At 68.6% G+C, this 17668-nt stretch carries 23 protein-coding genes; 3 read left to right on the plus strand and 20 right to left on the minus strand.

Going from position 1 to position 17668, the window contains the following annotated elements:
• Positions 1-12 precede the first annotated feature (12 nt).
• The 5 genes from G6N45_RS26545 to secY are packed head-to-tail and all read right to left on the minus strand — an operon-like array spanning position 13 to position 3973.
• Positions 13-717: a zf-HC2 domain-containing protein gene (locus G6N45_RS26545; protein WP_163727020.1), complete on the minus strand. Its 705-nt coding sequence runs from the start codon at positions 715-717 to the stop codon at positions 13-15.
• A complete protein-coding gene (locus G6N45_RS26550; protein ID WP_163727024.1) occupies positions 714-1229 on the minus strand; it encodes a sigma-70 family RNA polymerase sigma factor in 516 nt (171 codons plus the stop codon). The genes G6N45_RS26545 and G6N45_RS26550 overlap by 4 nt, the downstream gene beginning before the upstream one ends.
• Positions 1230-1276: 47 nt before the next feature.
• A complete protein-coding gene (gene map / locus G6N45_RS26555; RefSeq protein WP_163727027.1) occupies positions 1277-2074 on the minus strand; it encodes a type I methionyl aminopeptidase in 798 nt (265 codons plus the stop codon).
• On the minus strand, positions 2075-2620 hold the full coding sequence (locus G6N45_RS26560) for an adenylate kinase (RefSeq protein WP_163727031.1): 546 nt from the start codon (positions 2618-2620) through the stop codon (positions 2075-2077). It abuts the gene before it with no gap.
• A gap of 15 nt (positions 2621-2635) precedes the next feature.
• Positions 2636-3973 (minus strand): preprotein translocase subunit SecY, encoded by a 1338-nt coding sequence (secY, locus tag G6N45_RS26565; protein ID WP_057151404.1) that lies wholly within the window; start codon positions 3971-3973, stop codon positions 2636-2638.
• 279 nt (positions 3974-4252) lie between these two features.
• Between secY and G6N45_RS26570 the strand changes: the two genes are divergently transcribed.
• From G6N45_RS26570 to G6N45_RS26580, 3 genes are read left to right on the plus strand one after another with little or no spacing between them, the layout of a single operon-like run.
• Positions 4253-5188 (plus strand): class I SAM-dependent methyltransferase, encoded by a 936-nt coding sequence (locus G6N45_RS26570; protein ID WP_163727034.1) that lies wholly within the window; start codon positions 4253-4255, stop codon positions 5186-5188.
• A gap of 8 nt (positions 5189-5196) precedes the next feature.
• Complete coding sequence (locus G6N45_RS26575) at positions 5197-6102, plus strand: class I SAM-dependent methyltransferase (protein ID WP_163727037.1); 906 nt, start codon at positions 5197-5199, stop codon at positions 6100-6102.
• A complete protein-coding gene (locus tag G6N45_RS26580) occupies positions 6099-7040 on the plus strand; it encodes a class I SAM-dependent methyltransferase (protein ID WP_163727040.1) in 942 nt (313 codons plus the stop codon). Before G6N45_RS26575 ends, G6N45_RS26580 begins: the two co-directional genes overlap by 4 nt.
• Here the strand turns inward: G6N45_RS26580 and sppA are convergent.
• From sppA to G6N45_RS26655, 15 genes are all read right to left on the minus strand, one after another.
• Positions 7006-8802: a signal peptide peptidase SppA gene (gene sppA / locus G6N45_RS26585; RefSeq protein WP_163727044.1), complete on the minus strand. Its 1797-nt coding sequence runs from the start codon at positions 8800-8802 to the stop codon at positions 7006-7008. The genes G6N45_RS26580 and sppA overlap by 35 nt on opposite strands.
• A gap of 31 nt (positions 8803-8833) precedes the next feature.
• Positions 8834-9178, minus strand: coding sequence for a DUF732 domain-containing protein (locus G6N45_RS26590; protein WP_308207093.1), 345 nt, complete (start codon positions 9176-9178; stop codon positions 8834-8836).
• 115 nt (positions 9179-9293) lie between these two features.
• Positions 9294-9734, minus strand: coding sequence for a 50S ribosomal protein L15 (gene rplO / locus G6N45_RS26595; RefSeq protein WP_163727051.1), 441 nt, complete (start codon positions 9732-9734; stop codon positions 9294-9296).
• A gap of 4 nt (positions 9735-9738) precedes the next feature.
• Positions 9739-9918, minus strand: coding sequence for a 50S ribosomal protein L30 (rpmD, locus tag G6N45_RS26600; RefSeq protein ID WP_057151127.1), 180 nt, complete (start codon positions 9916-9918; stop codon positions 9739-9741).
• Between the two features lie 4 nt (positions 9919-9922).
• Entirely contained in the window at positions 9923-10588 is a 666-nt protein-coding gene (gene rpsE / locus G6N45_RS26605; RefSeq protein ID WP_179965247.1) for a 30S ribosomal protein S5, read from the minus strand.
• Positions 10589-10613: 25 nt separating this feature from the next.
• On the minus strand, positions 10614-11027 hold the full coding sequence (gene rplR / locus G6N45_RS26610) for a 50S ribosomal protein L18 (RefSeq protein WP_163727059.1): 414 nt from the start codon (positions 11025-11027) through the stop codon (positions 10614-10616).
• Positions 11028-11030: 3 nt separating this feature from the next.
• On the minus strand, positions 11031-11570 hold the full coding sequence (gene rplF / locus G6N45_RS26615) for a 50S ribosomal protein L6 (RefSeq protein WP_043405801.1): 540 nt from the start codon (positions 11568-11570) through the stop codon (positions 11031-11033).
• A gap of 14 nt (positions 11571-11584) precedes the next feature.
• Positions 11585-11983 (minus strand): 30S ribosomal protein S8, encoded by a 399-nt coding sequence (gene rpsH / locus G6N45_RS26620; protein ID WP_011895861.1) that lies wholly within the window; start codon positions 11981-11983, stop codon positions 11585-11587.
• Between the two features lie 78 nt (positions 11984-12061).
• Positions 12062-12247: a type Z 30S ribosomal protein S14 gene (locus G6N45_RS26625; protein WP_011778599.1), complete on the minus strand. Its 186-nt coding sequence runs from the start codon at positions 12245-12247 to the stop codon at positions 12062-12064.
• A 3-nt stretch (positions 12248-12250) separates the two neighbouring features.
• Complete coding sequence (rplE, locus tag G6N45_RS26630) at positions 12251-12823, minus strand: 50S ribosomal protein L5 (RefSeq protein WP_048471636.1); 573 nt, start codon at positions 12821-12823, stop codon at positions 12251-12253.
• Positions 12824-12825: 2 nt separating this feature from the next.
• Positions 12826-13143, minus strand: a complete 318-nt coding sequence (rplX, locus tag G6N45_RS26635; protein WP_163727063.1) for a 50S ribosomal protein L24 — start codon at positions 13141-13143, stop codon at positions 12826-12828.
• Positions 13144-13512 (minus strand): 50S ribosomal protein L14, encoded by a 369-nt coding sequence (rplN, locus tag G6N45_RS26640; protein WP_003883432.1) that lies wholly within the window; start codon positions 13510-13512, stop codon positions 13144-13146.
• A gap of 190 nt (positions 13513-13702) precedes the next feature.
• Positions 13703-14566 carry a formylglycine-generating enzyme family protein gene (locus G6N45_RS26645; RefSeq protein WP_163727067.1) on the minus strand — a complete coding sequence of 288 codons (864 nt, stop codon included), beginning with the start codon at positions 14564-14566 and terminating at the stop codon, positions 13703-13705.
• Positions 14567-14571: 5 nt separating this feature from the next.
• Complete coding sequence (locus G6N45_RS26650) at positions 14572-15246, minus strand: hypothetical protein (RefSeq protein ID WP_163727070.1); 675 nt, start codon at positions 15244-15246, stop codon at positions 14572-14574.
• Between the two features lies 1 nt (position 15247).
• Positions 15248-17599 carry an arylsulfatase gene (locus tag G6N45_RS26655; RefSeq protein WP_163727073.1) on the minus strand — a complete coding sequence of 784 codons (2352 nt, stop codon included), beginning with the start codon at positions 17597-17599 and terminating at the stop codon, positions 15248-15250.
• Positions 17600-17668 lie beyond the last annotated feature (69 nt).

Below are 17668 nucleotides of genomic sequence, written 5' to 3' on the forward strand. Positions count from 1 at the left end.
AGGAGGTTTGGTTCAGAGCTGCTTTTCCAGCAGCACCTTTCCGTCGGAGACGGACACCATCTGCACCGCGGTGATGTCGTCGCGCTGGATCGGGGTGGTGCCGCTGGGCAGTGCGGTCGCGCCCGGCACGCCGAGCCAGGTCGCGATCTGCGACCGGCTGCCGTCGCGGGTGAGCACCACCATGCCCAGATCCTTCGGCGGGGCGTCGTTGTTGCCCCACTGGCCGTAGGTGCAGACCATGTCGACGCGGGTGCCCCAGCCGAAGTCGGTCAGCGCGATGCTGGCGTTGATGGGCGTGGGCGCCACCTTCGTCATCTCGATCATCTGGGCGGTGTTCTGGGTGTCGGGCCGGTTCTGCAGCCCCATGATCTGCGGTCGCGCCACCAGGAGTACGCCGACGGCCAGCACCGCGGCGGCCAGCCCTATCACCGCCGAGTTCACCCATCGGCTGCGACGCCTGCGCCAGCGCACCTTGGCCAGCACGGCGTCGCGCACCTCGAGCCGCAGCGGCGGGTCCGTTTGCTCGTCGTCGAGCGCGATCACGTCGTCGAGGTCGAGCAGGCCCAGCAGGCCCGGCATGCCGCCGAGTTCGGCGACGGCGGTGCGGCACCGCGTGCAGCCTTCGAGATGGCGCTCGTACTCGAGGCGTTCGTCGTTGCTCAACGCTCCCAGCACGTACGCGCCGTCCCAGGTCAGGTAGCGGTCGTCGACGTTCATCGGGTCACCCCCATCTCCTGAAGGCCCAGTCTCAGGGCGCGCATGGCGTAGTGCAGTCGCGATTTCACGGTTCCCTCCGGGATGCCGAGGTCCGCGGAGATCTGTGCGGTCGACCACCCCTGGTAGTACGCCCGCCGGACGACCGCGCGGTGCTCCTCGGACAACTGCGCGAGCGCGGTGCCCACCAGGATGCGGTTCAGCGCGGCGTCCACCTCGTCCGAGGAGGCGCGGTCGGCGACGTCGTCGGGTACCGGGTCCGACGCCTCGTTGCGGAAGCGGGCGCTGCGGCGCTCGTCGATGATCATGTTGCGGGCCACGGTGAACAGCCAGGCCCGCGCCGAGCGGTCCGGGTCGGCGGTGACCTCGGGGTGGCGCCACGCGCGCAGCAGGGTCTCCTGGACGACGTCCTCGGCGCGGGCGCGGTCGCCGGTCAGCCGCAGCGCGTAGCGCCACAGCGCGGCGGCGTGTTCGTCGTAGAGCACGCGCATCATGGCGGCCTCCGGATCGTCCATTCCCCAACCTCCGTCTACTACACGGCGTCGGCGGCGGTCCGGTTCACTCAGAGGGTCAGAATTCTCGGTCCGTCATCGGTGACCGCAACAGTGTGTTCCCAGTGTGCGGCCCGCGAGCCGTCCGTGGTGACCACAGTCCAATCGTCGTCCAGAACACGCGTCCTGGTGGTGCCCAGCGTGAGCATCGGTTCGATCGCGAGCACCGAACCGGGCGCCAGGTGCGGGCCGCGCCCCGGCGCGCCCTCGTTGGGCAGGAACGGGTCCATGTGCATCTCACGGCCGATGCCGTGCCCGCCGTAGCCGGCGACGATGCCGAACGCGCGGTCGTGACGCTTCTCGGCGGCGCGGGTGCCGGTCTCGATGGCGTGGGAGACGTCGGTGAGCCGGTTGCCCGGCACCATCGCGGCGATGCCCGCCTCCATGGATTCCCGGGTCGCGGCCGACAGCTTTTCGTCGGCCGGGATCATCGCGCCGACACCGAACGTGAACGCCGAGTCGCCGTGCCAGCCGTCCAGGATGGCGCCGCAGTCGATCGACACCAGGTCGCCGGAGGCCAGGACTTCCTCGGCCGACGGGATGCCGTGCACGACGCGGTCGTTGACCGACGAGCAGATGGTGGCAGGGAAGCCGTGATAGCCCAGGAACGACGGGATGCCGCCACCGTCGCGGATCACCGCCTCGGCGACGGCGTCGAGTTCGAGCGTCGACACCCCCGGCGCGGCGGCCTCGCGCACCGCCCGCAGCGCCGCGGCGACCAACGCGCCCGCAGCGGCCATCGCGTCGAGCTCCCCGGCGGTGCGCTGGGGAACGACCTTGCGGCTCCGCAAGCCGGGCAGAGAGACCATCTAGCGGCCGAGCGCCTTGACGGCCCGGGTGAAGACCTCGTCGAGGTCGCCGACGGCGTCGACGGTCATGAGCGTCTCGCGGTAGTAGTCGAGCAGCGGCGCGGTCTCGTCGCGGTAGACCTTGAACCGGTTGCGGATGACGTCTTCGGTGTCGTCGGCGCGACCGCGGCCCTTGAGCCGGGACACCAGCTCCTCCTCGGGCACCCGGAACTCGAGCACTGCGTCGAGCGACAAGTTGCGCTTGGCGAGCATCTGGTCCAGCGCCTCGGCCTGCTCGACCGAGCGCGGGAACCCGTCGAGGATGAACCCGGCCTTGGCGTCCTCGTCGTCGAGCCGGTCGTCCACCAGGGCGTTGGTCAGCGAGGCCGGGACCAGATCCCCGGCGTCGAGGTACTTCTTGGCTTCCACACCCAGCTCGGTGTTGTTGCTGATGTTGTAGCGGAAGAGGTCACCGGTCGAGACGTGCGGCACCCCGAGCTTGTCGGCCAGCTTCTGCGCCTGCGTCCCCTTGCCCGCACCGGGCGGTCCCAACAACACGATTCTCAACTTAAGAACCCTCTCTCACTTCAAAAAACCCTCGTAGTTGCGCTGCATGAGCTGGCTTTCGATCTGCTTGATGGTGTCGAGCGCGACGCCGATCGCGATCAGCACGGCGGTACCGCCGAACGGCAGGTTCTGCACCGAACCGGTGTTGCCGATCTCCAGGAACAGGTTCGGCAGGACCGCGATGATGCCCAGGTAGATCGAGCCCGGCAGCGTGATGCGGGACAGCACGAAGCGCAGATAGTCCGCGGTGGGTTTGCCCGGCCGGATGCCCGGGATGAACCCGCCGTACTTCTTCATCTCGTCGGCGCGTTCGTCGGGGTTGAACGTGACCGAGACGTAGAAGTACGTGAAGAACACGATCAGGCCGAAGTACAGCGCGATGTAGACCGGGTCGGCCGGGTTGGTCAGGTAGTCGGCGACGAACGTCTGCCACCACCCGGTGCCGGGGTTGTCGCTGGCGCTCTGGATCAGCTGGGTGATCAGGTGCGGGATGTAGATCAGCGACGACGCGAAGATCACCGGGATGACGCCGGCCTGGTTGACCTTCAACGGCAGGTACGTGGACGTGCCGCCGTACATGCGCCGGCCGACCATCCGCTTGGCGTACTGCACCGGGATACGGCGCTGCCCCTGCTCGACGAACACGACGCCGACGATGATGATCAGCGCCGCGATGCAGACCAGCGTGAACACCATGCCGCCGCGGCCGTCGAGGATGGTCTTGCCCTCACTGGGGATGCGGGCCGCGATGCCTGCGAAGATCAGCAGCGACATGCCGTTGCCGACACCGCGCTCGGTGACCAGCTCGCCCATCCACATCACCAGCGCCGAGCCCGCGGTCATCACCAGCACGATGATGATCAGGCGGAAGAGGTTCATGCCCTCGCTCTGGCCCTCGATGATGTCGAGCGTGCAGCCCTGCAGCAGCCCGCCGTTGGCGGCGAGCGCCACGATCGAGGTGGACTGCAGGATCGCCAGCGCGATCGCCAGGTAGCGGGTGTACTGCGTCAACTTGGCCTGGCCGGCTTGTCCTTCTTTGCGCAGCTGCTCGAAGCGCGGAATCACCACGCCGAGCAACTGCACGATGATGCTGGCCGTGATGTAGGGCATCACGCCGACGGCGAAGACGGACAGCTGCAACAGCGCGCCGCCGGAGAACAGGTTGATCAGCGAGTAGATCTGCGCGGAGTCGCCGCCACTGACCTGGGCGATGCACTGTTGCACGTTGGGGTAGTTGACCCCGGGCGACGGGACCGTGGCACCGACCCGGTAGAGGATCACGATGCCCAGCGTGAACAGGATCTTTCGCCTCAGGTCGACTGTCCGCAGTGATGAGATGAAAGCCGAGAGCACTCTTTCCTCCTGCACGGCCGGGCTGTCGTTCACGGCGTGCTCTTTGGCTGGCGTGACCAGCGTCGGTTAAGTCTTGTGCGCGACAGCCCCGGCAGGCAACAGGCCTGCGCAGGTCACGCGTTTGGAACAGTCTACGAGACTAACAGTTGCATGGTGGTTGCCCTGCATCCGCGGGAGCGCAGCAGCGGGAAACCTCGCGGTCAGGTTCGAGGAGTACAGTCGCCACCGAGCTTGGTTAACCCAGCTAATTAATTTGTCGTATCGATTGAGGAGTTGACGATGGCACGCAGCGACAACGACACCTGGGACCTCGCGTCGAGCGTCGGCGCGACGGCGACGATGGTCGCCGCGGCGCGCGCAGTGGCGTCGCGGGCCGACGAGCCCGTGATCAGCGACCCCTTCGCCGAGCCCCTGGTCCGCGCGGTGGGCGTCGACTTCTTCACCAAGCTGGCCTCCGGCGAGCTCACCCCCGCGGACCTCGACGCGGGCGACAGGAATTCCGGGGGCCAGTCCCCCGTCGGCATCAGCCGCTTCGCCGACGGGATGGCCGCACGCACCCGCTTCTTCGACGACTTCTTCGCCGAGGCGATGGCCGCCGGTGTGCGCCAGGCCGTCATCCTGGCCTCCGGCCTCGACGCCCGCGCCTACCGACTGGATTGGCCGGCCGACATGGTGCTCTACGAGATCGACCAGCCCGAGGTGATCGCGTTCAAGAAGCAGACCCTGGCCGGGCTCGGCGCCCAGCCGACCACGGAGCTGCGCACGGTCCCCATCGACCTGCGCCAGGACTGGCCGACCGCACTGGCCGACGCCGGCTTCGACGTGAGCCGCCCGAGCGCGTGGATCGCCGAAGGCCTGTTCGGTTACCTGCCTCCCGACGCGCAGGACCGGCTGCTGGACCAGATCGACGAGCTGAGCGCCCCGGGCAGCCGGCTGGCCGCCGAGGGGGTGCCCTCCCACCAGGAAGGGGACTCCGAGGAACTGCGGGAGAAGATGAAGGAGTCGACGGATCTGTGGCGCAGCCACGGTTTCGACCTCGACTTCTCCGAGCTGGTGTTCCTCGGTGAGCGCGCGGAGGTCACCGAGTACCTGCGCGGCCACGGCTGGACCGTCGACGGCGTGCCCACCAACGACCTACTGGTCCGCTGTGGCCTGCCGCCGATGAATCCGGACGAGGGCTTCGCCGACGTCGTCTACGTCAGCGCGGCGAAGTAGACCCCGCCGTGGCGCGCGCCGAGGGAGACCGGTGGGATCTGGCGTCGAGTGTCGGGTCGACGGCGACGATGGTCGCCGCGGCGCGGGCCGTCGCCAGCCGGGAACCCGACCCCCTGATCGACGATCCGTACGCCGCCCCACTGGTGCGCGCGGTCGGCATCGATTTCTTCACCAAGGTGGTCGACGGGACGCTCTCGTTCGCCGACTCCGACGAATCCGGGGTCGCTCGGCTGATGACGGACGTGTTGGCCGTGCGGACCCGGTTCTTCGACGACTTCTTCCTCGACGCAGGGGCGGCCGGTATCCGGCAGGCGGTGATCCTGGCCTCGGGCCTGGACTCGCGGCCCTACCGGCTGCCCTGGCCCGACGGCACCACGGTGTTCGAGATCGACCAGCCGCAGGTCCTGGAGTTCAAGGCCGCCGCACTGGCCGAGATCGGCGCCACGCCTTCGGCACACCATCGGGCTGTGGCCGTCGACCTGCGCGACGACTGGCCGGCCGCCCTGCGCGCCCACGGATTCGACGAGACCGTCCCGACCGCGTGGAGCGCAGAGGGTCTGCTTGTCTACCTGCCGCCCGACGCGCAGGACCGCCTCTTCGACCACATCACCGCGCTGTCGGCACCCGGCAGCCGGCTGGCCACCGAATTCCATCCCGATGCCGGCGCCTCCATCGGTGAGCGGACCCGGGCGCTGAGGGCGCAGTGGTCCGATCACGGATTCGATGTCGACGTCGCGGACCTGTTCTACCCGGGCGAGCGCACTCCCCCGGCCGACTACCTGTCCGGCCAGAGCTGGCATGTGAGCACGCGGACCCGCCCCGAGGTCTTCGCCGGTTACGGTCGCACGTTCGGCGCCGGTGAGGCGCTGGCGTCGCTGCGGGACTCGCTGGCGCTCACGGCGGTGAAGTCATGAGCCGCAGCGGCGATGATTCGTGGGACCTGGCGTCGAGCGTCGGCACGACGGCGACGATGGTCGCCGCGGGCCGGGCGATGGCGAGCGCGGTTCCCGGGGCCCTGATCGACGATCCGGTCGCCGCGCCGCTGGTGCGGGCGGTCGGCATCGACTTCTTCACGAAGATGATCGACGGCGAACTCGACATGTCGGCGTTCGGCGACGCCTCCCCCGAGCGGGCCGAGGCGATGATCAACGGAATGGCGTTGCGCACCAAGTTCTTCGACGACTGCGCATTGGCGTCGACGGCCGCCGGCGCACGGCAGGTGGTGATCCTGGCCTCGGGGCTGGACGCCCGCGCCTATCGCCTGCCGTGGCCCGACGGCACATGCGTGTTCGAACTCGACCAACCCGAGGTGATCGCGTTCAAGACCTCGACGCTGGCCACACTCGGTGCGCAACCCACCGCGACGCACCGCGCCATCCCGATCGAACTGCGGTACGACTGGCCGGCAGCGTTGCGCGACAACGGCTTCGACCCGGAGGTCCGCACCGCGTGGCTGGCCGAGGGCCTGCTGATCTATCTGCCGCCCGAGGCGCAGGACCAGTTGTTCGACCGGATCACCGCGCTCTCGGCACCGGGGTCCACGATCGCCACCGAGTACGTGCCCGGCATCGTCGACCTGGATGCCGAGAAGGCGCGGACGGCGTCGGCGCCGCTGCGCGACCACGGCCTCGACATCGACATGCCGTCGCTCGTCTACACCGGACCCCGTACCCCGGTGCCCGACTACCTGCGCGACGTGGGCTGGCAGGTCACCGGCGCGCCGCGCGACGAATTGTTCGCCCGCTACCGGCTGCCGGGCGTCGAGCGGGCCGGAGACGTCGACCCCCTCGGCGAGATCGTCTACGTGAGCGCCGAACTCAGTACCGGGAAGTCCCCAGCCACAGCACGTTGACGCCGGTCAGCGACCGCTGAGACTGATCGACCACCTCGGTCAGTGAGCGAACGGCCAACGCGCTCACCATCTCCGAGACCGACGCGGCGGCCGGCTGGGAAGAAGCCTTGGGCCGCAGCATGTCCCGCAGCGACGACCCGGGCAGGTGGGCGATGTTCACCTTGGTGTCCTCGTCGATCCCGGCGAGCGCCTTGGCCCGGGTGATCGCGGTGCGCAGCCCACCGAGCTCGTCGACCAGGCCACGCTCGAGCGCGTCGGCACCCGTCCACACCCGGCCGCGGGCCACTTGGTCGACCGCCTCTGCGCTCATCCGGCGGCCGTCGGCGACCCGGTTGACGAAATCGGTGTAGAACAGGTCGGCCTCGGCCTCCACGTGCGCCTGCTGCTCCTCGGTGAACGGTGCGTTGACCGACCACGCATCGGCATTGGCGTTGGTGCGCACGGCGCCCGAACCGACCCCGAGCCGGTCCTTGAGGTCGCGGGCGACGAGCTTGCCCGTCACGACGCCGATCGACCCGGTGATGGTGGCCGCGTTGGCCACGATGGCGTCGGCCGCCATCGACACGTAGTAGCCGCCCGAGGCCGCGACCGCGCCCATCGACGCCACCACCGGCGTGCCTTGCTCACGCAGCCGCACCACCTCCCGCCAGATCGTCTCCGATCCGGTGACCGAGCCGCCGGGACTGTCGACGCGCAGTACGACCGCGGCCACGTCGTCGTCGGCGCCGGCCTGCCGCAACGCCGCGGCGATCGTGTCACCGCCGGCGCTGGCGCCGCCGAACGGGGACACCGGCCTGCCACGGCCGCTGACGATGGGCCCGGCCAGCGTGACGACGGCGATCGTCTGGCGGCCCTTGCGTCCCGGCAGCGCGGGGGTCGGCATCGAGGGCCTGCTGGTGCGCGCGTACCGGGACAGGAAGAGCCGCGGCGGCGCATCGTCGCCGTCGGCGTCCCCGTCCCCCGCGGCGCCCGTCATGTCCGCGATGCGCGCATAGGCCTCGTCGCGGAACCCGATGCGGTCCACCAGCCCCGCGGTCACCGCGTCCTCGCGCAGAAGGGGGGCGCGGTCGGCCAGTCCGTCCAGCGCGGCGGGGTCGACGTTCCGCGACGCCGCCACCGCCTGCCACACCTGGGCACGCAGGCTGTTCACCAGCGCCGTGTCGGCCTCACGGTGCGCCTCGGTGTAGCCGCCCTGGGTGAAGAGGTTCGCCGCGGACTTGTACTCGCCGCGGGCGGTGAACTGCGCCTCGACGCCGAGCTTGTCGAGGGCGTCGCGCAGGAACAGGGCGCTGGTGGCGAACCCGACCAGCCCGACCGTGCCCGACGGCTGCATCCATACCTCACCGAACGCCGAGGCAAGGTAGTACGACAGCGTGCCGGGGTAGGTCTCGGCCCAGGCCAGAGACGGCTTGCGTTCGGTGAACGCCGCGATGGCCGCGCGCAGTTCCTGCACCGGTCCCGGTGGCGCCGCGTCGAGCTGGACCCGCGCGATCAACCCCGCGACCCGCGGATCCTCGGCGGCCCGGTGGATGGCGGCGACGGTTTCGCGCAGCAGCAGCGGGCGGCTGGCCCCGAGGATCCCCGACACCATGGCGACCGGGTCGAAGCCGGCGGTCTCCGAGGGCGTCTGCTGCAGATCGATCTCCAGGATGCAGCCGGCGGGCACCCCCTGGTGACGGGCGGTGTCGACCTTTCGGGCCAGCTCGCGGAAGTCATCCGGGCCGGGCAAGAATCCGGGCACGCCGGAGAGCACAGAGATCATGGCACCGAGCGTACCGACGCCCGGGTCGAGGTCAGCGCCCGACGAAGCGGGCGTGCTGCGGGCAGTAGGCCTGCACCGATGCCTTGAGCAGCCCACCGGCCTGGGCGCGATCAAGCCCCCGGCTCGTCAGAGTGGTGACCACTCCGCGCACGGCGGGCACCGGGTTGACGGAGTTGGCCGCCAGCGATGTGGTCAGCATCTCGCAGACCTGCTTGCCGACGTCGGGAAGATCGGTGTTCGGCGCGAACGGGATATTCATCTTGCCCACCGCGTCGGTGAACCACTGATCGGCCGTCTGGGCCTGCGCCGGTGCTGCCATTCCGAGGGCGATCCCGGCGGCGAGGATCGCCGTGACAACTGTGCGCCGGTGGCTCATCAAGACTGCTCCTTCTTCTCCCCCGTCGGTGGCTCATCGCCCAGGACGGCTCCGACGTTACCGGCCGCCAACCAAAAACCCCCGCCGGAGCGGGGGTCTTCAGCTGTGGAACGACTTACAGTTCGGTGGCGCTACCGCCGGCGGCGGTGATCGCCTCCCGGGCGCTGCCGCTGAACTTGTGCGCGGTGATGTCGACCTTGGCCGACAGCTTGCCGTCGCCGAGAACCTTCACCAGAACGTTCTTGCGCACCAGGCCCTTGGCCACCAGTTCGTCGACGCCGATGGTGCCGCCCTCGGGGAACGCCTTGCCGATGTCGCCGATGTTGACGACGCCGTACTCGGTGCGGAACCGGTTGCGGAAGCCCTTGAGCTTGGGCAGCCGCATGTGGATCGGCATCTGGCCGCCCTCGAAGCCCACCGGGACGTTCTTGCGGGCGCCGGTGCCCTTGGTGCCGCGGCCCGCGGTCTTGCCCTTGGAGCCCTCACCGCGACCCACGCGGGTCTTCTTCGTCTTCTCGCCGGGAGCCGGTTTGAGGTCGTGCAGTTTGATCGTCATGTCGCTATACCTCCTCGACCGTGACGAGGTGGTGCACGGTCTTGATCAATCCGCGGGTCTGCGGGTTGTCCTCGCGCACCACGGACTGGCGGATCTTGCGCAAGCCGAGCGTGCGCAGGGTCTCGCGCTGCTTCCACCGGGAGCCGATGGTGCTGCGCACCTGGGTGATCTTGAGCTCTGCCATGTTCCTAAGCCGTTCCCTCACGCGCGGCGCCGGCGGCCAGGGCGTCAGCCTCACGACGGGCCCTGAGCATGCCGGCGGGCGCTACATCTTCGATCGGCAGACCGCGGCGGGCCGCGACCTCCTCGGGGCGCTGCAACAGCTTCAGCGCGGCGACGGTTGCGTGCACCACGTTGATCGCGTTGTCACTGCCCAGCGACTTGGCCAGCACGTCGTGCACGCCGGCGCACTCCAGCACCGCGCGGCACGCGCCACCGGCGATGACGCCGGTACCGGGGCTGGCCGGGCGCAGCATGACCACACCGGCCGCGGCCTCACCCTGGACCGGGTGGGTCACGGTGCCGCCGATCAGCGGAACCCGGAAGAAGTTCTTGCGCGCTTCCTCGACACCCTTGGCGATCGCGGCAGGCACCTCTTTGGCCTTGCCGTAGCCGACGCCGACCATGCCCTTACCGTCGCCGACGATCACCAGCGCGGTGAAGCTGAACCGGCGACCACCCTTGACGACCTTGGAGACGCGGTTGATCGCGACGACGCGCTCGAGGTAGTTGCTCTTCTCGCGGTCGTCACGTCCGCCCCGGCCGCCGCGATCGTCACGGCGGCCACGGCCGCCGCGGTCGTCGCGGCCACCGCGATTGTCCTGCGCCGAACCGGCGCCAGCCTGGTCGGCCATCATGCAGTCCTCTCGTTGAAAGTCATCAGAACTTCAGCCCACTCTCGCGCGCCGCGTCGGCCAGGGCCGCGATCCTTCCGCCGTAGGTGTACCCACCGCGGTCGAACACGACCTCGTCGATGCCGGCGGCCTTCGCGCGCTCGGCGATCAGCTGGCCCACCCGCGAGCTGGCGGCCTTCTTGTCGCCCTCCACGGCCCGCACGTCGGCCTCGATCGAGGACGCCGCGGCCAGCGTGACGCCCTCGAGGTCGTCGACGAGCTGGACGTGGATGTGCCGCGAGGAGCGGTTGACCACCAGGCGCGGACGCTCGGCGGTGCCGGCGACCTTCTTGCGCAGGCGGGCATGCCTGCGCAGCCGCGACGTGCGCCGCGTCTCGGAGATGTTCTTGCCCACCGGGGTGTGCCCGGTGCTCACTGTGCTTTTGCTGTTGGTCGCCATCTGCTACTTACCCGTCTTTCCGACCTTGCGACGGATCTGCTCGCCTTCGTAGCGGATTCCCTTGCCCTTGTAGGGGTCGCTCTTCCGCAGGCGGCGGATGTTGGCCGCAATCTGGCCGACCTTCTGCTTGTCGATACCGGAGATCGAGAACTTGGTGGGCGTCTCGACCGCGAACGTGACGCCTTCCGGTGCGGTGATCAGCACCGGGTGGCTGTAGCCGAGCGCGAACTCGAGGTCGTTGCCCTTCGCCACCACGCGGTAGCCGACACCGAAGATCTCCATCTTGGTGGTGTAGCCCTGGGTCACACCGTCGACCAGGTTGGCGATCAGTGTGCGGGACAGCCCGTGCAGCGAACGGTTACGCCGCTCGTCGTTGGGACGGGTGACCACGATGGCGCCGTCGTCGTCGCGCGAGACCTCGATCGGCTCGGCGACATCGAGGGTCAGCGTCCCCTTGGGGCCTTTGACGGCGACATTGCGGCCGTCGATCGTGACATCGACCCCGGCGGGAACCGGGACCGGCTGCTTTCCAATGCGAGACATGTCTTATCTACCCCTCACCACACGTACGCGAGGACTTCGCCGCCGACACCCTCACGGGAAGCCTGCCGGTCGGTCCTCAAGCCGGACGACGTGGAAATGATGGCCACACCCAGCCCGCCGAGAACGCGGGGCAGGTTGGTGGACTTGGCGTACACCCGCAGACCGGGCTTGCTCACACGGCGCAGGCCGGCGATGCTTCGCTCCCGGCTCGGGCCGTACTTGAGCTGCACGACCAGGGACTTGCCCACCCGGGCGTCCTCGGTACGGTAGTCGCTGATGTAACCCTCCGACTTGAGGATCTCGGCGATGTTGGCCTTGATCTTGCTGTGCGGCAGGGTCACTTCGTCGTGGTACGCCGAATTGGCGTTGCGCAGACGTGTCAAGAAGTCTGCGATCGGATCCGTCATGGTCATGACAGCCGGTTCACCTTTCTCGCGGCGGTTCCCCCGGAAAGGGGCCTGCCGCAACTGTTTTAGTAGTGGTTGGCTGGCTTACCAGCTGGACTTCTGCACACCGGGCAGTTCGCCGGCGTGCGCCATTTCGCGAAGGCAGATGCGGCACAGGCCGAACTTGCGGAACACCGCGTGCGGGCGGCCGCAGCGGTTGCAGCGCGTGTAGCCCCGCACCTTGAACTTCGGCTTCTTGTTGGCCTTGTTGACCAGAGCCTTCTTTGCCATTGCTCAGTTCTCCTTGAACGGAAAGCCCAGCGCCCGCAGCAGCGCTCGTCCTTCGTCGTCGTTGGTCGCCGTGGTGACGACGGTGATGTCCATGCCGCGGGGGCGGTCGATGCTGTCAACGTCGATCTCGTGGAACACCGACTGCTCGGTCAGCCCGAAGGTGTAGTTGCCGGTGCCGTCGAACTGCTTGCCGTTCAGGCCGCGGAAGTCGCGGATACGGGGCAGGGAGATCGAGATCAGGCGATCGAGGAACTCCCACATCCGGTCGCCGCGCAGCGTCACGCGGGCGCCGATCGGCATGCCCTCGCGCAACTTGAACTGGGCGATCGACTTGCGGGCCCGGCGGATCTCGGGCTTCTGGCCGGTGATCAGCGCGAGGTCGTTGACCGCACCGTTGATCAGCTTGGCGTCACGGGCGGCGTCGCCGACACCCATGTTGACGACGACCTTGACCACACCCGGGATCTGCATCACGTTGGCGTAGCCGAATTCCTTCTGCAGGGCGTCGCGGATCTCTTCGCGGTAGCGCTGCTTCAGGCGGGGAAGAGTCTTCACGCTGCTTTCGGTGGTAGTCATCGTCAGACGTCCTTGCCGTTGGTCTTGGCGATACGGACCTTCTTGCCGGTCTCGTCATCGGTGCGGTATGCGACGCGGGTCGGCTTGCCGTCGGAATCGAGCAGCATCACGTTGGACACCGCGATCGGTGCCTCCTGCGTGACGATGCCGCCGGAGGACGCGCCGCGCTCGGTGCGGGACTCGGGGGTGTGCTTCTTGATCCGGTTCACGCCCTCGACGAGGACCTTGTTGCGCTCGGGGTAGGCCACCAGGACCTTGCCTTTGGCGCCCTTGTCCTTGCCGGAGATGACGAGCACCGTGTCGCCCTTGCGGACCTTCATCTACAACACCTCCGGGGCGAGCGAGACGATCTTCATGAAGCGCTTCTCGCGCAGTTCGCGACCGACCGGCCCGAAGATGCGCGTGCCGCGCGGGTCGTTGTCGGCCTTGATGATGACGGCGGCGTTCTCGTCGAACTTGATGTAGCTGCCGTCGGCGCGGCGGCGCTCTTTGACGGTGCGCACGACGACGGCCTTGACGACGTCGCCGCGCTTGACGTTGCCGCCGGGGATGGCGTCTTTGACGGTGGCCACGATGACATCACCGATGCCCGCGTAGCGCCGCGACGAGCCACCGAGAACGCGGATGCACAAGATCTCCTTGGCGCCCGTGTTGTCGGCGACCTTGAGCCGCGATTCCTGCTGAATCACTCGATCTCCTCGACCTGGGTTTTCGTATGCACGCAGGATTACCGACCCTGACGTGCGCGGTCTTTGTTCCCTAAGAGCACGCAGGGTTTTCTCTGACGTAGACGACCAGAGATAACCGAGGTCTGCCCTAGGCAACCCCTACATACTAGGTGAGCTCGGCGAATGGACCAAATCGCTGGTCAGAGCACGCTCAGAGCGCGCAGCGGAAACCGATGTGCGTCGTCGCGCTGTCCTGTGACTGGGGTGACCGGGCGGCCGGGCGGTAGCGGTGGCAGTACTCCGGTGCGCAAAGGTGCGATCCGCCTTTGAGCGCCTGACTCACCGCGGGGTCGGGCCCGGCAGGCCCGCAGCACGACTCGGTGTCGCCGGCCGGCGCATGGTGGCCGGTGAACCGGGTGGTCGTCCATTCCCACACGTTGCCGATCATGTCGACCAGGCCGTAGCCGTTGGGCGGGAACGTCCCGACCGGCGAGGTGCCGGCCCAGCCGGCGTTGCGGTACGGAAAGGCGCCCTGCCAGGTGTTGGCCATCACCTGCCCGCCCGGGGCGGCGTCGTCGCCCCACGGATAGACGGTGGCGGCGCCGCCGCGGGCGGCGAACTCCCACTCCGCCTCGGTGGGTAGCCGCCGGCCCGCCCACCGGGCGTAGGCCAGCGCGTCGGCGTAACAGACCTGCACCACGGGGTGATCGGCCTTGTCGTCGATCGAGCTGTCCGGCCCGCAGGGGTGCCGCCAGTCCGCGCCCGGCACCCATTCCCACCACTGCCGCCAGTCGCGTAGGTCGACGGGTCCGCGGGTGGGCCGGAACACCAGCGCGCCGGCGACCAGGTCGGCCGGCGCGGCCCCGGGATACAGCGCGGGATCCGGGGGGATCTCGGCGACGGTGCGGTACCCGGTGTCGGCGACGAACTCGGCGAACTGCGCGTTGGTGACAGGGTGGCGTTCGATCGCGAAGGGCGCGACGGTGACCGTGTGCACCGGCGCCTCCTCGGGATAGAACTGCGTCGATCCCATCCGGTACCGCCCGCCGTCGAGGTCGACGAGGTCGGTCAGCATGCTGCTCAGGGTAGGCCGATCTGCAGTCCCTGCGTCAGCACCGGCGCTTCGGCGTCGAAGTCCGTGGTGCCGGTCGGCGCCTCGACGTACACCGCGATCAGGTAGCCGGGCACGTGCACGATCCGGGCCTGGTACAGCACGGTGTCCGGGACCGTCCCGCCCAATTGACCCATCAGCTTCTGGCCGCTGAATCCGCAGGTCTCGGCGGGCAGCAGGCTCATCGTGCTCATCGTGGTGGAAGCGGTCAGGTCGTCGGCGTAGCCGCGGAACGCGGCGGCGGGATCGAGCGCTGTCTCGGCGATCGTGACGGTGCCCGACATGCCATCGGGCCCGGTCAGCGTCACGCCGTCCGGAGTCGGCGTCGTGGTCCATCCCTCGGGCGCACCCACCACCACGGTGGGCGCCTTCGGATCGTCGATGCGTACGTCCACCGGGACGGCAGGCGGAGCCGCCGGTGCGCAGTCCTCGTCGGCGGCCGACGTGCCGGGCGTGGGCACCACACCCGGCGTATCGTCGGTCGTGACGACCGGCGGTGCGACGGACGTCGCTGTGGCCGAACTCGTTGTCGGCGTTGCCGATTCGGCGCTCTGCGCGGTGGCCGCGCCGCCGCTGCTACGGGTGCAGGCCGGTGTGAGCAACACCGCGCACACCAGCAAGGCGGGCAGTACACCGCGCGTCACGTCAGTCCCTGGCGAAGGCGCGGGCGAAGTCGCGTTCGAGATCGGCGTACGGCGCACCGGAGACGTCGATCGTCACCTGTGAGATGGTGCCGCCGCTGAACGGGAACGGCGCCGCGAACGCCCGCGACACCGGTGAGCCGTTGTTGACCCCGACGCTCAGGCTCGCACTGGCCAGGCCGAAGGTGCCGGGATGCACGCGCATTCCGCCGTAGTCGGCGACCTGGGCGTCGTCGACGTAGAGCGCGGCGTCGCCGATCGGGGTGTGGCTGCCCTCGGCGGTGCCGGTGAGGGTGAACGCGAAGCCGAGCGTGTGCAGGCCGGCGGCGAGCGGCTCCGACGCCGACAGCGTCTGCTCCTCCTCGCCGAGGAAGTTGTAGCAGAAGTGCAGCCGGTGACCTTGCACGTACATCACGTAACCACCATGCGCACCACCGTGTTTGACGATCACGCCGTCGGCGCCGCCTCCGTCGACGGCGACCTCGGCCAGCACGGCGAACGACCGGCCGCGCAGTTCCACCACGGCGCCCATGCCCACGTCTGCGGTGCCGGGATAGTAGACGTAGGACTGTCGTTCCCCGGCGAGGTAGGGCCGCCACCGCGACATCGTCTCGATGATGTTCAGATCGCCCAGCGGAAGTCCGTTGTACCTGCCCGCTTCCGTGAACCACAGGTCGATCAGTTCGGCCAGCTTCTCGGGCTGCTCGCCGGCCAGGTCGTGACACTGACTGCGGTCGGATTCGATGTGGAACAGCTCCCAGCGGTCGGCGTCGAAATGCGACCAGCCCGCCGGGGACGCGGCGTGCACCGCACTGGCGAACCAGCCCTTGTGCCAGATGCCCCGGGTGCCCAGCATCGTGTAGAACTGCGTCTCCTTGCCGGTTGGCGCGTGCGGATTCTCCAGCGCCACCTTGAAACTCACGCCGTCCAACGGCTTCTGCGCCACCCCGCGCACGGTCGCGGGCGGGGTGATGTCCAGCAGGTCGTACACCGTCGGCGTGATGTCGGCGACGTTGACGTAGTTGTCGCGCAACTCGCCGTGCGCGCTGATCCCGTTGGGCCAGGAGATGATCGCGGTGTCGGCGATGCCGCCTTCGTGTGAGGCGTAGCGCTTGAACAGCTTGTAGGGGGTGTTGAACGCCATCGCCCAGCCGATCGGGTAATGGTTGTAGGTCTGCGGGCCACCGAGATCGTCGAAGTGCTTCAGGCTCTCCTCGACGGAATCGATGTAGCCGTTGAAGAACTTGACCTCGTTGACCGATCCGTTGGGTCCGCCCTCACCGCTGGCCCCGTTGTCGGAGATCACCACGATGATCGTGTTGTCGAGCTGACCGGATTCCTCGAGATAGTCGAGCACACGGCCGATCTGGTCGTCGGTGTAGGACAGGAACCCGGCGAACACCTCGGCCATCCGGCTGAACAGTCGCTTCTCGTCGTCGTCGAGCGAATCCCATGGGCGCACGGTGTCCTGCGGCGGCCACGGCTCCCCGTTGGGGCCGGAGACGTCGGAATACGGGTTCACCGGCGAGAGTTCGGTGTCGGGCGGCACGATACCGAGCCTCTTCTGGTTCTCCAGAACGATCTCGCGGTAACGCTCGTAGCCCATGTCGAAGACACCGGCGTAGCGGTCGGCCCATTCGGCGAACACGTGGTGCGGCGCATGTCCGGCACCCGGGCACAGGTAGGTGAACCACGGCTTGTCCGGCGCGATGACCTTCGTGTCCCTGATGAATTCGATCGTCTTGTCGGCCAGGTCCTTGGACAGGTGATAGCCCTGCTCGGGTGTCGCCGGCGGCGGGACCGGGTGGTTGTCGTAGACCAGTTCTGGATACCACTGGTCGGTCTCCCCGCCCATGAACCCGTAGAACCGCTCGAAGCCGCGGCCCAGCGGCCAGTGCCGTTTGGTGGCCGCGAGATTCGACTCCTCCAGCGGGGTCAGGTGCCACTTCCCGACGCAGTAGGTGTTGTAGCCGTTCTCGGTGAGCACCTCCGACAGCAGCGCCGTGTCGAACGGAATCCGTCCGTTCGCATTGGGGAAGCCGTCGGTGAACTCCTCGATGGTCGCCATCCCGACGGTCGTGGGGTTGCGTCCGGTCAGCAACGACGCACGCGTGGGCGAACACAGCGCGGTGGTGTGGAACTGGGTGAGCCGCACGCCCCGTTCGGCGATGCGGCTCATCGCCGGCATGTTCACCAGACCGCCGAAGCAGTCCCAGGTCGCGATACCGATGTCGTCCCACACCAGATACAGCACGTTGGGCGCATCCGGCTGGGCCACCGGCGCCGCGTACGGCCCCCAGTCCGGTTCGGAATCCCGGACGTCGAGCTCGATCTTGCCGTTGAACTCCGTGGTCATAGCGCCGGACAGTACACCCCGCGAACCCTCCGGACACGCAAAAACCCCCGCCGCCTGGTGGCGTGCGGG

Origin of the sequence: Mycolicibacterium psychrotolerans (assembly GCF_010729305.1) — a bacterium.
GTDB classification, from domain to species: Bacteria; Actinomycetota; Actinomycetes; order Mycobacteriales; family Mycobacteriaceae; genus Mycobacterium; species Mycobacterium psychrotolerans.

Coding starts and splice junctions, on each gene's coding strand:
- G6N45_RS26545 (WP_163727020.1), bottom strand. CDS start 717: ATGAACGTCGACGACCGCTACCTGACCTGGGACGGCGCGTACGTGCTG.
- G6N45_RS26550 (WP_163727024.1), bottom strand. CDS start 1,229: ATGGACGATCCGGAGGCCGCCATGATGCGCGTGCTCTACGACGAACAC.
- map (WP_163727027.1), bottom strand. CDS start 2,074: ATGGTCTCTCTGCCCGGCTTGCGGAGCCGCAAGGTCGTTCCCCAGCGC.
- G6N45_RS26570 (WP_163727034.1), top strand. CDS start 4,253: ATGGCACGCAGCGACAACGACACCTGGGACCTCGCGTCGAGCGTCGGC.
- G6N45_RS26580 (WP_163727040.1), top strand. CDS start 6,099: ATGAGCCGCAGCGGCGATGATTCGTGGGACCTGGCGTCGAGCGTCGGC.
- sppA (WP_163727044.1), bottom strand. CDS start 8,802: ATGATCTCTGTGCTCTCCGGCGTGCCCGGATTCTTGCCCGGCCCGGAT.
- G6N45_RS26590 (WP_308207093.1), bottom strand. CDS start 9,178: ATGAGCCACCGGCGCACAGTTGTCACGGCGATCCTCGCCGCCGGGATC.
- rplO (WP_163727051.1), bottom strand. CDS start 9,734: ATGACGATCAAACTGCACGACCTCAAACCGGCTCCCGGCGAGAAGACG.
- rpmD (WP_057151127.1), bottom strand. CDS start 9,918: ATGGCAGAGCTCAAGATCACCCAGGTGCGCAGCACCATCGGCTCCCGG.
- rpsE (WP_179965247.1), bottom strand. CDS start 10,588: ATGGCCGACCAGGCTGGCGCCGGTTCGGCGCAGGACAATCGCGGTGGC.
- rplR (WP_163727059.1), bottom strand. CDS start 11,027: ATGGCGACCAACAGCAAAAGCACAGTGAGCACCGGGCACACCCCGGTG.
- rplF (WP_043405801.1), bottom strand. CDS start 11,570: ATGTCTCGCATTGGAAAGCAGCCGGTCCCGGTTCCCGCCGGGGTCGAT.
- rpsH (WP_011895861.1), bottom strand. CDS start 11,983: ATGACCATGACGGATCCGATCGCAGACTTCTTGACACGTCTGCGCAAC.
- G6N45_RS26625 (WP_011778599.1), bottom strand. CDS start 12,247: ATGGCAAAGAAGGCTCTGGTCAACAAGGCCAACAAGAAGCCGAAGTTC.
- rplE (WP_048471636.1), bottom strand. CDS start 12,823: ATGACTACCACCGAAAGCAGCGTGAAGACTCTTCCCCGCCTGAAGCAG.
- rplX (WP_163727063.1), bottom strand. CDS start 13,143: ATGAAGGTCCGCAAGGGCGACACGGTGCTCGTCATCTCCGGCAAGGAC.
- G6N45_RS26645 (WP_163727067.1), bottom strand. CDS start 14,566: ATGCTGACCGACCTCGTCGACCTCGACGGCGGGCGGTACCGGATGGGA.
- G6N45_RS26655 (WP_163727073.1), bottom strand. CDS start 17,599: ATGACCACGGAGTTCAACGGCAAGATCGAGCTCGACGTCCGGGATTCC.